Raw genomic sequence first — 14,536 nt, 5'->3', positions numbered from 1 at the left:
TCAACTCGGGATACACGTTATTCTTCACCTGCGAGGTGCCTTTCTTCTTGTGACTATTTGTTTGTGGTGAATCAATAATCACAAGGCAGACAGGCACTTTCGCGTATCACACGCCGAACACCAGCAACATCAGTGAAATATCCAGGCTCAGGGAGCGGTGGGCTGACGCGCACTCCGCAAGCTTCCGAGCGCTCGTCAGGGAGCCGGGGTTATGCGCTTCTTTCGCATCAGGGAGCGGGGGCTGCGCGGTTCTGACGGCTCAGGGAGCAGAGGTCGCACGGTAGACGTGCTCGGACAGCGGGTGTGCGGCGTCGAGATCGGTGAGGAGTCGGACGCCGTCGAAGGGCGGGCCGTGCGGCGGTTCCACGGACGCCTCGGGGGCTCGGCGAGAGACGTTGTCGACGAACCGGTTTCGGAGTCGATCACTGGCCGACATCACACCGCCGACCCAGCTCACGCGTGCTGGCTCGCCGGCCTCGCGGCCGCTGCGTCCGAGCGCGGTCATCGCCGACGTCGCCAGTTCGTCGGCGGCGTCGTCGATGACCTGTTGGGCCACCGCATCGCCGGCCTCCGACGCGGCGTCGACCACCCGGGCGAACGCGGCGATGCGTGCGACGCGGTCGGGGTCGGCCTGAACCGACATGTACAACTCGGCCAGCGGACCGAATTCCTCCTCGGTCGCCACGCGGAGTGCCGTCTCGGGCCCCCGGCCGTCGAAGGCGCGCAGTGCCGCGGTGATGCCCGACCGCCCGATCCAGTAGGCACTGCCGGCGTCGCCGAAGAGGTATCCCCAGCCGTCCACCCGGCAGACACCGCCCCGGCCGACCCCGAGGGTGACCACGCCTGTCCCGACCGCGGTGACCGCGCCGAACTCGTGACGATTCGCGGCCAAATACGCGGTCACCGAATCATGGGCGAGGGCAACGGAGTCGACGCCTGCGTCGCCGAGCGCGGCGAGGAGATCGATTGGGCGGGAGGCGCCGGGGGTCAGTCCGGACACGCCGGCCGCGACCACCGCCGGGCCGGGCGACCCGTCGGGACCCGACCTCACCTCCGCCATTCGTAGGATGTCCCGCACAGTTGCGGCGATCTGCTCCACGACCGGTCGGTCGGTCCGGATCGGGGGCGCGTCGTGGTCAGAACCACCGTCGGGCGTCTCGATCCGCACGCGGGTGCCGGTCTGGCCGCCGTCGATCAAGATGCGCGTCACGCTGTCACCGGTCGTCACGGACCGCAACGCTACCTCGGTGCCCATCCGCCCGGAGGGCATCGAACCGTCACGGCGTCGGCGGAGACTCGACACGGGTCCGGGGAGTCGACGTCGATTCGCCGAATCCCCGTGACACACTGGGCGCATGAAGGTGCGGCGCGGACTCGCAGTGAAGATCGGGTCGATCTCCTGGATGCCTCGCTTCCTCCCGCAGATCGTCAGGTGCGACAGCGTTCTTCAATCTATGTCGGGACAGCGGCTGAGCCTGCTCGACATAGGTGATCTGCCGAACATCACGATCCGGGTCCCGGGCCGCAAGAGCGGTGCGATCCGGACGACGCAACTCCTGGCCGTCCCGGACGGGTCGGACTGGTTGATCGCCGGCTCCTACTTCGGCGGTCCCAAGATGCCGGCGTGGGTCTTCAACCTCCGCGCTGCCGACGAGATCGAGATCATCGTCCACGGTGAGGTGTCGGAGGCGGTGCCCACCGAACTGGTCGACGCCGAGCGGGACGCGGCCTGGCAGACGCTGCGGGCGGTGTGGCCGAACTTCGATCTGTACGAGAAGCGCACCGACCGCCGCATCCCGGTGTTCCGGCTGCGACCGCGCTGACCCGACCTGGTCGGAACTCGGTGGGTCAGCCGTCGGTGACGAACTCGGGACTGCTCTCGGTGAGGTCGACATGGCCCACGAGGTACTGCTCGTCGACGGTCTCCACCCGGGGGCCGTCCGCGTCGTACTCGGGGGTGTAGGACACCCGCCAGCGCACCGGGCCGACGACGTCGACGACACCCAGACCCGACCCGTCCCGGCTGCTGTCCCCACTCGCATCCGAAACCGGATCACGGAGCAGATAGCGCAGCCCGGACAGGTCTTTCGGAGCCGTCCACCGCACACTGCCGTCCACCGCGGAGCGGTACAACCGTTGGGTACAGCCCGCGACCTGCCGACCCGCATCGGCCTGGGTCGACGCCGCACACGCGGTCAGGTGCGCCGACACCGAATCGCTGACGGCTCCGGCGCCGGTGGCGCTCAGTTCGCCGACGACGCGGACGGACATGGGTCCTCTCGGCGTGGTCGGAGGATCGTCGTCTGCGACGCGCGCGACGAAGTCGGTGTCGCGGGAGCCCCAGCGCTGCGGTCCGGGGAACACGTGCACCGTGTCCCCTTCCTCGACCTCGCCGCCGAAGAACGTCGGTTGCACAACCCGTAGCGACTCGATCCGGACCGCGATCGCGCCGTCGACGACGGCCCAGCCGTCGGCGACCCGTACGGTCCGGATCTCGGTGTCGATGACCCGGGCACCCATCCGGTATCTCGCCCGGACGTTCTCCTCCGGCGCACCGTCGGCAGCAGACCGGACCTCGATGTCGCCCAGCGGCGCCGCGGCGCGTTGAGCCCGCAGGACGTTGTCGGACAGAAACCGGGTGTCGGGGCGCGGATCGATGACACCCAGAGCCGCGTCGGCGTCGGCATCGGCGAGCGCGTCGAGATAGGTCTGCACCGCCTCGGACGGGGTGGCCGCCCGCTCGTCCTCGCGGGCCAGCCCGACGACGAGCGCGGCGACCAGCACCACCGCCAGGACAACCGCCACGCCGCCGAAGACGACGATCCGTCTTCGGCGGCTCACCTGCGGCGTACCCGTGGTCTGGACAGACCGATCAGGATTCCGAACCGGCCGACGGTCCGCTCACCGCGAACGATTCGGTCAGCCGACCGGCCAACAGCTTCGCGAACTCGGCCGGGTCGTCGAGCTCACCGCCCTCGGCGATCACGGCCATGCCGTACAGCAGCTTCGCCGTCGGCACCAGTTGTTCGTGATCCCCGGCTCCGTAGGCCTTGTTCAGCGCGGCGACGAGCGGGTGATCAGGGTTGAGCTCCAGTGCCCGCTTGGACTTGGGGAATTCCTGACCGGACGCCCGGTAGAGCTTCTCCAGCTGCGGAGACATCGAGAACGTGTCACCGACCAGGCACGCCGGCGACTCGGTGAGGCGCGACGAGAGTCGCGTCTCACTGACGTCGTCGGAGAGGGTGCTCGTGAGCCACCCCAGCAGGTCGGCGTAGGTCTTGTTCTGCTCCTCCTTGGCGGAATCGTCGGCGTCCTCGTCGTCACCGTCGAGGTCGACGGCGCCCTTGGCGATCGACTGGAACGACTTGCCGTCGAACTCCGCACCCGCCGAGACCCACATCTCGTCGACGGGATCGGACAGGACGAGAACCTCGATTCCCTTGGCGCGGAACGCTTCCATGTGCGGCGAGTTCACGATCTGCTGACGCGATTCGCCGGTCATGTAGTAGATCGTGTCCTGACCGCTCTTCATCCGGCCGATGTAGTCGGCGAGTGTGGTCAGTTCGTCCTCGGAGTGGGTGGTCGCGAACGACGAGGCCTTGAGGAGCGCCTCGCGGTTGTCCGGATCGTTGACCAGACCTTCCTTGAACACCCGGCCGAAGGCATCCCAGAACGTGCGGTAGTCGTCGGGCCGGCCGGCGCGCATCTCGGTGACCGTCGAGATCACCTTCTTGGTGAGCCGGCGACGGATCGCGCGGATCTGGCGGTCCTGTTGCAGGATCTCGCGGGACACGTTCAGCGACAGGTCGGCCGCGTCGACGACACCCTTGACGAAGCGCAGGTACTCCGGCATCAGTTCGGCGCAGTCGTCCATGATGAAGACGCGCTTGACGTAGAGGTGGATGCCGACCTTGCTGTCGCGCATGAACAGGTCGAACGGTGGCTGCGTCGGGATGAACAGCAGCGCCTGGTACTCGAAGGTGCCCTCGGCCTGCAGCGTGATGGTCTCCAGCGGCGCATCCCAGGCGTGGGAGACGTGCCGGTAGAACTCCTGGTACTCCTCGTCGGTCACCTCCGAGCGCGACTTGGCCCAGAGCGCCTTCATCGAGTTGATCGTCTCGGCCTCGACGACCGTCTTCGTCTCCGGCGCTTTCTTCTCGTCCGCGTTGTCGGCGTCGGAGGCCTCGGTGTCGGGGGTCTCCACCGGAACGGTCTTCTCGACGTCCATCCGGATCGGCCACGCGATGAAGTCCGAGTACCGCTTCACGAGCTGGCGGAGCTTGGTCGGATCCGAATAGTCGTAGAGGTGATCCTCGGTGTCGACGGGCTTGAGCGCCAACGTGACCGAGGTGCCCTGCGGGGCGTCGGGGACGTCGTCGATCGTGTAGGTTCCGTCGCCGGTCGACTCCCAGCGGGTGCCGGTGCTCTCCCCCGCCTTACGGGTCACCAGCGTGACCTTGTCGGCGACCATGAACGTCGAGTAGAAGCCGATGCCGAACTGACCGATCAGTTCCTCGGCCGCCGCGTCGGACACCCCGTTCGCGCGAGCCTCCGCGAGCGACCGGCGCAACTCGGCCGTGCCCGAACGGGCCAGCGTGCCGATCAGGCCGACGACCTCGTCGCGGGTCATGCCGATGCCGTTGTCGGCCACGACGAGGGTCCGGGCCTCGGCATCGGGGTCGAGCGTGATGTGGAGGTCGGAGGTGTCGACGTCGAGGTCTTTGTCGAGCAGGGACTCCAGCCGCAGCTTGTCCAGTGCGTCGGACGCGTTGGAGATCAGCTCGCGCAGGAAGCTGTCCTTGTTGGAGTAGATCGAGTGGACCATGAGATCCAGCAGCTGCCGGGTCTCGGCCTGGAACTCGTGGACTTCGGGCTGAGCGCTCATCGCAGACCTCCATGTTCTGTTCTCGTGCACCGGACGGACGAACATCTCCGCGCCGGTGCGACACGTGTGACGGACACCGACTTTACCGAGCGGTGGTGTGGCTACCCTGGGTCGGGGACCGACTACCCCGCACGACATCCGTGCCGTGCGGGAACGATCAGGAAGCCAGGTGGATGGGCACACCCCGACTGCTGTTGGTGCACGCGCACCCCGACGACGAATCACTGTGGACCGGTGGACTCATCGCGCGTCACACCGACGCCGGCGGCGAGGTCGACCTCGTGATGTGTACCTGGACCGACGGCACCGTCCGGCACCGCGAACTCGCCGACGCGGTCGACATCCTCGGCATGCCGCGACCACCGATCATGCTCGGCTATGCCGACGACCGGCGACCAGAATCCGCACCCGATGCGCAGCGGCTGTGCGAGGCGTCGTTCGACGAACAGGTCCGTGCGCTCACCCACCACATCCGGGCACTGCAACCCGACATCGTCATCACCTACGACCCGCTGGGTATCTACGGTCACCCCGACCACGTCCACGCGCACCGGCTCGCGTGCGCCGCGGCCGACGCGGCGGCGTCGACGAAGCTCTACCACCGCGCCGGGCCGGCCTGGCGCGTGCGTTCGCTGTACTTCGCCACCATCCCGGAGTGGATGATGGACATCCTCGCGGAGAGCCTGTTCGCGGACATCCCCCGGGAGCAGCTACCCGGCACCCCGGAGTCCGAGATCGACGTGGTCGTCGACGTGTCGGATCTCGCGGCCCGCAAGAGGGCCGCCGTCACCGCCCACCGTTCCGAGATCGATCGCAGCCGGGCCATCTCCGGCTTCATGTCGCTGCCCGACGACATCCAGGAGAAGCTGCTCGGCGTCGAGTGCTATCAGCGCCGCGACCTCGTCCCCGGTGGTTGCGACCTGATCTAGGAGCGGTCGAACGGCGTCACCGCCGATCGCAGACCGCTGGCCCGCTGCACGCGGCGGTCGACCGCCGCGGCCAGCACCTCGGGTGTCCCGACGATCCGCACGTGGTCGCGGGCGCGGGTGATGGCGGTGTACAGCAACTCCCGGGTGAGCAATTCTGAGCCCGTGGGCGGGAGGATCACCGTGACCTGCCGGAACTGGCTGCCCTGGCTGCGGTGGATGGTCATCGCGTGGACCGACACGACGTCGGCGAGCTGCGTCGGGTGCAGGAGTCGCACCGATCCGCCGCGACGGAAGGCGACCCGGACTGCGTCGGCCCCCTGCGTCCGGCCCTCGGGATCGGCGATCACCACGCCCGTGTCGCCGTTGAACGTCGCCGTCTGGCGGTCGTTGGCGGTGACCAGGATGGGCTGTCCCGCATACCATCCGGCTAGCTCGGCGCCGGCGGTGCCCAGCCACTCGGTGATCCTGGCCGACCAGCCACGGACACCCCATGAGCCCTCCCGGTGCGCGCACAGCACCCGGTGGGCGTCGAGCGCGTCGAGCGCCCCGTCGGCATCGGCACGACGGGCCGCTGCCCGCAGCGCCCGGCCCCATTCGACGAGATCGGCACGGACGGCATCGAGGTCGTCGGGCGCGACGAGTTCGACGTTCGGGACGTCGTCCGCGGCGACCAGTCTCAGGACTTCGTCTGCGTCACCGGCGTTCACGGCCGCCGCGACCCGCGAGATGCCGCCGCCGAAACGGAATTGGCGCCGCAGGGTGATGACGCCACCGGCGAGATGATCGGTGTCCTCGGGTTCCAGTTCATGATCGGCATCCCCGCCCACCGCCTCGAGCGCGGCCTGTGATACCGCCGTCATGGTTCCCGAATCTCCCTGCACTCCAGCGACATCCGCCCGTTCGACGAGATCCGCGAGCACCGCTCCGGCCTCGACTGACGCGAGCTGATGCGGGTCACCGACGAAGATCACCCGTGCATCCGGACGGACTGCGTCGAGCAGACGGCTCATCGCGGTCATCGACAGCATCGAGGTCTCGTCGACGACGATGACGTCGTGCGGCAGTGTCCGCCCGCGGCCGTACCTCGGGTTGGCACCCGGGCGCCAGCCGAGCAACGAGTGGAGCGTCACGGCGTGCGCCGTGACGGGAACCGTCGACTCCGCTTCCACCGAGGCCTGCAGCTGAGCCGCCGCCCGGCCCGTCGGCGCGCACAGCCCGATACGGAGGCCGGGTCCCTGCAGGGCGTCCAGCACCGCGAGAATGCGTGCGACCGTGTAGGTCTTGCCGGTGCCGGGACCGCCCGCCAGGACGGTGGTCCAGCGGGTCGCGGCGACCGCTGCCGCCAGCTTCTGCAGGTGCCCGTCCTCAGGCGAGGTGTAGACGGCGGCTATCGCAGCGCGCAGCGCATCGGCTTCGACCACGGGTGTCGTCTGTGCGCGGCGGGCCAGCGTCTCGCGGATCGTCTGTTCCTGCCGAAAGTACTTCTGGAGGTACACCAGCGGCCCGTCGATGGACCGTCGCGCCACCAACGGACGCAACGGACCCGCCTCGCTGCCGGCCACGAGCGGACTCTCGAGCAGTGCGTCGAGCACCGCATCGGACGACGGGATGGTGAGGTCAACGGTGTCGTCGCCGGCCAACTCGCCCAGTCTGTCCAGCGCGAGGCACGTCGAACCGAGCCGCACCGCACGGACCGCCAGCGCGGCGCCGAGACGCGCGGTCTCGGACACCGGCTCGGCGCACATCGCCACGAGACGGTCGGTGATGTGCACGTCCGCGGCGGCGAGCACTCCGGCCTCGTTCCACTCGGCGAGCACACCGGTGGCCCACTCCACCACCTGGACGTCGGACACGGTCATCGGGACGCTCCCGCCAGTGCATCGGACAATGCGAGGATCAGCTCTGCGGGCACATCCCACTCGAACACGCCGCAACCGGGCGGCGTGCCCGGCCCGGCCATCCCGCGCACGAAGTGGTACTGCACCGGGCCGAGATGCCGGACCGGATCGTAGCCGACGACGCGCCATCGCAGATACCTGTGCAGCGCAACCGAATACAGCATCGCCTGCAGCGGATAGTGGGCGGCGATCATCTCGCCTGACATGGCCGCGGTGTCGAAGTCCTCGACGACCAGGTCCCCCGCCCGGATGCGGTTGGTCTTGTAGTCGACGACCACGTAGCGGCCGTCCGGGGTGCGCAGCACCGAGTCGATGCTGCCCGTCAGGAAACCGCGCAGTTCACGATCGGGGAGCTCGCGGAGGTGATCGACGTAGTCACGCAACGGATCGTCGACGGGCAGATACCGGTCCAGCAGTTCGGCGAACACCCCCGGCGTCGCCCCACGGGCGCCGGGTGTGCGATCCGGCGGCCCCAGCGGGAGCTCGAAGTCGAGCTCGGCGAGGCGATCTCCCGGCTCGACGCCCCAGAGATCGCCGAAACCGAGTGGCGTGGTGAGGACGCCGACGAGCGCGGCGACCAGTACGTCGGCGTCGATGTCGGCCGGCAGGACCCCGAGTGCGCGCGAACACAATTCGCGCACATGGGTCTCGATGTCGGGCGCCGAGGTGTCGACGTATTCGAGGACCTCGTGCACCAGGGTGCCGAACGCCGCCCCGTAGGGCAGCCCGTTCATCAGCGACGGCGTTCCCGCTCGGCGCCCCTCGGCGGGCGGCTCGTCGAGCTCGACCGGGTCGGCGACCGGCTCGTCACCCAGGATGTCGTCGGCCGGTTCGCTGCCGGTGGTGACGACAGAACCGGCGGGCCCCCCGGGTGCGCCGTGCGCGACGTCGGCGACGATGGCCGAGTACGACGTGCGACGCCATTCCTGATCGATGGCGCGCCGGAACCGCGCGACCCCGAGGGTCGCCGGCTCGACATCGGCGTGCGGCGGGACCGCCACCGCACCGGCCTCGATCCGGCCGGCGGGCTCGACCGAGATCGCGGCATCGCGCCCGGTCAGGGTGCGCAGGACGCCGACGCACGTCGCGTCGTCGTCGGGTATGGGGACGTCGGGGGCGACCGACCACACCGATTCGCCGGTCTCGGAAGGGATTCGGGTCGCGGTGTCGCGTCCGAAGATCAGTCGGTGCAGCGGTCCGCTCGTGGTGTTCATCGACGGCGCCCACCACGCCACGACCTGCGATTGCGCCCGCGTCAGCGCGACGTAGAGCAACCGGAGGTCTTCACCGGCCGTCTCCTCGGCGTACCGCTTGCGCCGCGCCGCGCGGCCGGGCGCCTGTCCGCCACCGACATCGAGGCGCCGGGTACCCGACTCGTCGTGGTAGGTGATGTTGCCGCGGTCGCCGATCCACGTCCCGTCCCAGCCGTAGGGCACGTAGACGATCGGGAACTGCAGGCCCTTGCTGGCATGCACGGTCATGATCTGGACGGCCTGGGTGTCGCGGTCGAGGCGTCGACTCTGGTCTTCGTATCGCTGGCGCGCGGACGTGTCGGCGATCCGCTCGGCCAGCCACTCGACGAGGCCACTGACTCCCGCCGAGGTCTCGACCACGTGCTTGTTGCAGAGCGCGGACACCTGCAGGAGATCGGTGAGGATGCGTTCACCGTTCTCGGTGGCCAGGACGCGCGCGGCGACACCGTGCGAGTCGAGCAGGCGCTGCGCCATCGCCGCGAACCCGCCCTGCACGAACACCCGTCCCAGCGAGGCCAGTTCGGCCCCGAGCTCGGCGACCTCGGGTTCGCCTGCGGTGGCCACCTTCTCGATCGACCAGCCGAGCAGGGTCGTGAGCGCCGCCAACCGCACGCGGTCCGCGCGGGAGGGTTGTTCGACGGCACGCATCACCCACAGCCAGTGCTGGGCCGCGGTCGTGGAGAACACGTTGACCCCCGACCCGATCACCGAGTTGATGCCGCGCTCGGCGAGCTCCCGCTGGAGCGGTTCGATGGTGCTGTTGAGCCGCACCAGGATCGCGATGTCGCCCGGATCCACCGGGCGGGAGGTTCCGTCGGCCTCGAGTCGAGCGCCCTGGGCGAGGGTCTGCGCGATGTCGTCGGCGACATCGACCGCGATCCGGTCGCGGACGTCCTTCACCGCGGGCAGGTTGTAGGCGTTACGGGACGTGAAGTCGGTGCGCAGGAAGGCGCGGATGCGTAGCGGCGGACGACCGTCGAGCCGGCTGCCCGGGTGTGCCGCCGAGACCGGATGCACCACGATGCCCGGATGTCCCAGCGCCGCTTCGCCGTACAGATGTCCGAGGGCGTCGACCAGCGCGCCGTCGGATCGCCGGTTCACGTCGAGCGCCTGCAAGGTGTCGGCCGAGGACACCGCGGCGAGGTAGCTCAGGACCTCGGCACCGCGGAACCCGTAGATCGACTGTTTGGGGTCGCCGACGAGGATGAGTCGGCGATGGCCGTGGAAACACCGGCGCAGGATGTCCCACTGCAACGGGTCGGTGTCCTGGAACTCGTCGACCAGGACCACGGTGAAGGTGTTGCGGATACGTTCGCACGCGCGCTCGCCGACCACCGGGTCGGTCACGATGCGTTGCAGGATGGCCTGCAGGTCGTCGTAGGTCCGTACGCGCGCATCACGTTTGCGCGCCTCGACGATGCGGCGGACCGCGGACGCGAAACTCACCCGACGGGCGGCCACCGCATCGCCACCCGGCCCGTCGGTCGACTCGGACTCGTCCGGCGCCAGTGCGACCGACGCCTGGCGTACCGCGTCGCGGGCGATCGACTGCGCCTCGGTGAAGTCGAATTCCGGTGTGTCGCTTGCCCAGAAACCGCGCAGGTAGAGGTCCAGCGCCACCTCTTCGGTGAGTTCGTCGACCTCTTCGACGATCGAGTAGACCAGTTCACGCTCACCCAGGAAGCCCAGCGCCTCCAGCATGCGGTTGCAGAACGTGTGGGTGGTCGCGATCGTCGACGCGTCGAAGTCGCTCAGAGCGCGAGCGAGATTGCGACGACGGGTGGCGACCTCGTCCGGTGATCCCTGCGCCAGCATCTGCAGCAGCGCGTCGTGGCCGGGGGCGGCACCGGGACGGTCGAGTCCGTCCAGCAACTCGCGCACGCGGTCTCGCATGCGTTCACGCAGCTCGGCGGTCGCGGCCCGGCTGAAGGTCACCAGCAGCATCTCCGAGATCGGGACTCCCTCGGCGATGTGCCGGGCGGCAAGTCCGACGATGGCGTAGGTCTTCCCGGTTCCGGCGCTCGCCTCCAGGACCGTGGTGTGATCCGGCAGGTCGGCGGTGACGTCGAAGGTGGCCGGCCGTCTCACGTGCCCTCCCGGTGCTCATCGAGTGGCACCCACACGGTTCGCGCCAGCCCGGCGAACAACGGTTCGTCGTCGGCCATGGGCAGTTCGACACCGCCGACGGTGCGATGGTCGGGCGTCGCGCTGTCGAGGAGGTCGTCGAAATCGACCTCGGCCAGCACGTCCCCGCCGAATGCGAGCTTCACATGCGGGTCGTGCGCGGCACCGAATCTGTCGTCGAAGCTCCGGCGGGCGTTGGCGAGCGAGAACGTGCTGCGCCGGCCGGGCCCGTCGTTCTCGACGAACGTGTACGCGGGCTCCAGCGGCAGCGGCAGCGGACGACGCAGACCCTCGTCGCGAAGCCGGACGAGGTCGTGGAGCAACGGCACCGGGTCCTCGGGGCGCCGGAGTCGGATGGTGCTGGTCCCGCCGCCTCGCGGGGCCCGCCCGATCAGGACCGCCGAGTCCACCGACCGCGCCGCGGCATTGCCCTGGGTCGCGGCGGCGGCCACCGCGAGAAGCGTGATCCAGCCGCTGAGTTGCTGTTTGGCCTTGAGCTTGGAGTACGTCGGCCGCACCAACGCGGCCGGCCCGGTGTCGCCGAACACGTCACCGACCGTTCCGTGCACCCGGCGGCCGTCGGGTAGTCGGACCAGGACGTCGAGGGTCGTGGGAGTCCCTGTGCGCAACGGCTCGACGACGCCGTACAGCCGCGTGACCGTCCGCGAGATCGCGCGGAGCTCACGGGTGCCGAAGGCGAATGGCGGCAGCGTGCCGCGCCGGAGCTCGGCCGCCTCGCACTCCCCGATGGACACCCCGGTCAGCATCCGGGAGAGGAATCGGTCGCCGATCCCCCACTTGTCCAGTGGTTCCAGTTCGACGTCGAGCTGGTCGTCGTGTGGCCGGTCGTCGTCGGGGATGCGGGCACCGAGGCGCTGGCGGACGAACGCCACGATCGGGTCCACGTGGAAGTCGATGAGGGTCGCGAGGTCGATGTCTTCGGTGTCGGGGGTCCGTTCCGGCGCGGGCAGCACCTCGGCAGCGGCGACCACCACGCGCCGCGTCGGCTCGCGTAAGGCCTCGGCTCCGCGAAGTATCGACGCGTCGTGGCTGAACGGCCCCGCGATTCCCGGCACGCCACCGGGGGTGAAGTTCCGCGCGTCGAACCCGTGCAGCGAATGCCGGCGAACGGGACTCACGCCGGTCAGACCGGTGAGCGTGTCGACCAGTTCGCTCACGACCACAGCGGGCGGGATCCGCCGGCCGGAGACGGGGTCGGCGCCACTGTAGAAGACGAGGAGGGCATCTTGCGCGGCGCAGATCGCGTCGAGGAAACACTGCCGGTCCTCGTCCCGCGGATTGCGTTCGCCCACCAGCGGATCGACGCCGAGTACGTCATCCCCGTCGATACGCTGGACACGCGGGAACACCTCGGCGTCGATCCCGAGCAGCACGATCACCCGGTGCGGCACCGAGCGCATCGGCACCATCGTGCACACCGTCAGCTCTCCGGTGCGGAAGTTCGAGCGCGTCGGCCGGCCGGCGACCAGCGCCGACAGGAGGTCCCGCACGTCCGCCAGACGCAGCACCTCCTCCGGCTCGACCGGTCGGGTGTCCCCGAAGGCCTCGCTGAGCATTCGGATGGCCTGTGCCCGTTGCCAATCCTCGGCGGGCTCGGTCGCCGTCAGCGACGAGACGGCGTCGATGAGCGTCTCCGCCCATCGGTGCGCGGGAGCGGCTTCCCGCAGTTCGGCCAGCACCCGACCGAGTCGGTCGAGGAACTCGTCGAACCTGCCGACGAGATCGATGCCGGTACTCTCCACTCCGGCGAGCGGCAGTGCGGTACCGAGCCATTCGTCGTCGGCCTCCTCGGCGACGACGCCGAGGGCGATGCGGTCCAGGCCGGCGTCGAAGGTGCCCTGGCGGAATCGTTCGAGACCGTATCGGGCGCGTTCGGCGACACCTATCCCCCAGCGGACGTTGCTGTGCGCCAGCCACTCCCGGATCAGATCCAGGTCGTCGTCGGTCATCGCGAACCGGGTTCGTACCGGCGGGGCGCCGAGGAGGTCGACGACGTCACCGGCGGTCACCCGGCCCGCGGCCAGCTCCACGACTCCGACGATCACGTCGAGGATCGGGTTCACATGGCGAATTCCACGGTCGGCGAGCCGAACTCGCAGGTCGAACGCCGGATGTGGCAGCCCCGCTTGCCCGAATGCGCCACGGATCAGGGGCGCGAAGGTCTCGACGTCCGGGCACATGATGAGGACATCGCGCGGCTGCAGCTCGGGATCGGCGGCGAACAGATGCAGCAACCGATCCCGCAGGACCTCGATCTGCCGCTCGGGCCCGTGACACGCGTGCACCTCGACGGACGGGTCCGCGGAGACGGTCGGGTCCGACGTGCCGGCGAGGCCGGGCGCGGGCGCGAGGCCGGGCGCGGGAGCAAGGTCGTCGCGGATCCCCGACTGGACGACGTGCAGCGCGGTATCGCCGAGCACCGACTCCCGCGGCACATGGTGGAGGTCCCGATCGACGATCGGAGCGAGCCGCAACTGGAGCTCCTGCAGATCACGGGAGAGACCGGCGAGCAGGGGGTTTCGCAGTTCGGGGAGCTCGCACTCCCCGCGTCGAGGTGGGACCCCGTTGCCGGAGCCGGAGTCGACGAGGGCACCGAGGTCCGCCCACAGCCGCGGACTCGGGTGGGGCACGAACAGGTGGACATCGTGGTGGACGGCCGCGGCCGCGGCGATCTGACGGAACGACTCGGTGATCCGCGTCGGCCCGAAGACCGACAGTCGTTCCGGCAATCCCCCCGCCGCGGGGTCGGTGCGCAGCCGATCGCAGACCGCGGCGAGATCCTCCGCGGGATGCGGCCGGCCGATCTCGGCGCGGACCGCGCGCCAGAACCCGGGCTGCCACGCCAGGTCGTCCCGCAGGGGGCGGCCGGCACCGTCGAGATCGTGGCCGGCGGCCCAGTCGGCGATGAGCGACGGACGTGACCGCCCGTACCGGTCGAACAACTCGGCCAGATGGCGTGCGGTGGCGTAGCGGCGCCCGATCCGGGGCGAGGAGGTGTCGCCCGCGCCGATGTGCCGCGCGATCACGTCGAGCGCGGGGTCGTCGACACGGTCGTCGAGGACACGCAGCACCGGCCACGTCAGTTCGGCCGCACGCCACGGATCGTCCGGCGCCGTCAGCGAGCCCGAAGTGTTGAGACGCGTATCACCGAGCACCGCCGCGACGATGGCGTCAGCCAGGCGGGACGGTCCGGTGAAGTCGATGTTGGCCGCGATCCCGTCGTCGCCGGCCCCTGCCCCCAGGCGTCGGGCCAGATGCTGGGCGAGCCACCGCTCGACTCCCGCGGCGGGAACCGACACGATCTCCGGGCGCATCGGGTCGCCCAGCGGGTGCGCGAGGACCTCGGCCAGGGCATCGGCCAGCGTGTCGGTGCGTTCGGCGCGGTGCAGGATGAGCATCGGACGGCTGTGACTCCGGGGCTCGGCC

At 69.7% G+C, this 14,536-nt stretch carries 8 protein-coding genes; 2 read left to right on the top strand and 6 right to left on the bottom strand.

Features of this window, described 5'->3' with window-relative positions; translation table 11 throughout:
* Positions 1-259 precede the first annotated feature (259 nt).
* The gene (locus AS181_RS19695) at positions 260-1,255 is read right to left on the bottom strand and encodes an N-acetylglucosamine kinase (protein WP_058253213.1); all 996 of its coding nucleotides are present in this window, start codon (positions 1,253-1,255) and stop codon (positions 260-262) included.
* Positions 1,256-1,355: 100 nt separating this feature from the next.
* Between AS181_RS19695 and AS181_RS19690 the strand changes: the two genes are divergently transcribed.
* On the top strand, positions 1,356-1,823 hold the full coding sequence (locus tag AS181_RS19690) for a nitroreductase family deazaflavin-dependent oxidoreductase (RefSeq protein ID WP_058253212.1): 468 nt from the start codon (positions 1,356-1,358) through the stop codon (positions 1,821-1,823).
* Positions 1,824-1,848: 25 nt separating this feature from the next.
* Here AS181_RS19690 and AS181_RS19685 read toward each other — a convergent pair whose 3' ends face one another.
* Positions 1,849-2,841 (bottom strand): hypothetical protein, encoded by a 993-nt coding sequence (locus tag AS181_RS19685; protein ID WP_058253211.1) that lies wholly within the window; start codon positions 2,839-2,841, stop codon positions 1,849-1,851.
* Between the two features lie 31 nt (positions 2,842-2,872).
* Positions 2,873-4,885, bottom strand: coding sequence for a molecular chaperone HtpG (gene htpG / locus AS181_RS19680; protein WP_058253210.1), 2,013 nt, complete (start codon positions 4,883-4,885; stop codon positions 2,873-2,875).
* Positions 4,886-5,058: 173 nt separating this feature from the next.
* Between htpG and AS181_RS19675 the strand changes: the two genes are divergently transcribed.
* Positions 5,059-5,814 carry a PIG-L family deacetylase gene (locus tag AS181_RS19675; protein WP_058253209.1) on the top strand — a complete coding sequence of 252 codons (756 nt, stop codon included), beginning with the start codon at positions 5,059-5,061 and terminating at the stop codon, positions 5,812-5,814.
* On the opposite strand, the gene recD is transcribed toward AS181_RS19675, so the two are convergent.
* Genes recD through recC form a run of 3 tightly spaced genes read right to left on the bottom strand, consistent with a single transcriptional unit; the run spans position 5,811 to position 14,508 of the window.
* Positions 5,811-7,673: an exodeoxyribonuclease V subunit alpha gene (gene recD / locus AS181_RS19670; protein ID WP_058253208.1), complete on the bottom strand. Its 1,863-nt coding sequence runs from the start codon at positions 7,671-7,673 to the stop codon at positions 5,811-5,813. The genes AS181_RS19675 and recD overlap by 4 nt on opposite strands.
* On the bottom strand, positions 7,670-11,053 hold the full coding sequence (locus tag AS181_RS19665) for a UvrD-helicase domain-containing protein (RefSeq protein ID WP_058253207.1): 3,384 nt from the start codon (positions 11,051-11,053) through the stop codon (positions 7,670-7,672). Before AS181_RS19665 ends, recD begins: the two co-directional genes overlap by 4 nt.
* The gene (recC, locus tag AS181_RS19660; protein WP_058253206.1) at positions 11,050-14,508 is read right to left on the bottom strand and encodes an exodeoxyribonuclease V subunit gamma; all 3,459 of its coding nucleotides are present in this window, start codon (positions 14,506-14,508) and stop codon (positions 11,050-11,052) included. The genes AS181_RS19665 and recC overlap by 4 nt, the downstream gene beginning before the upstream one ends.
* Positions 14,509-14,536 lie beyond the last annotated feature (28 nt).

The sequence above is a fragment of the Gordonia sp. SGD-V-85 genome (assembly GCF_001456905.1).
GTDB classification, from domain to species: Bacteria; Actinomycetota; Actinomycetes; order Mycobacteriales; family Mycobacteriaceae; genus Gordonia; species Gordonia hongkongensis.
Note: the sequence above shows the minus strand (reverse complement) of the source record. Positions and strands in the feature narration are given on the sequence as shown.

Coding starts and splice junctions, on each gene's coding strand:
- htpG (WP_058253210.1), bottom strand. CDS start 4,885: ATGAGCGCTCAGCCCGAAGTCCACGAGTTCCAGGCCGAGACCCGGCAG.
- AS181_RS19695 (WP_058253213.1), bottom strand. CDS start 1,255: ATGGGCACCGAGGTAGCGTTGCGGTCCGTGACGACCGGTGACAGCGTG.
- AS181_RS19675 (WP_058253209.1), top strand. CDS start 5,059: ATGGGCACACCCCGACTGCTGTTGGTGCACGCGCACCCCGACGACGAA.
- recD (WP_058253208.1), bottom strand. CDS start 7,673: ATGACCGTGTCCGACGTCCAGGTGGTGGAGTGGGCCACCGGTGTGCTC.
- AS181_RS19690 (WP_058253212.1), top strand. CDS start 1,356: ATGAAGGTGCGGCGCGGACTCGCAGTGAAGATCGGGTCGATCTCCTGG.
- recC (WP_058253206.1), bottom strand. CDS start 14,508: ATGCTCATCCTGCACCGCGCCGAACGCACCGACACGCTGGCCGATGCC.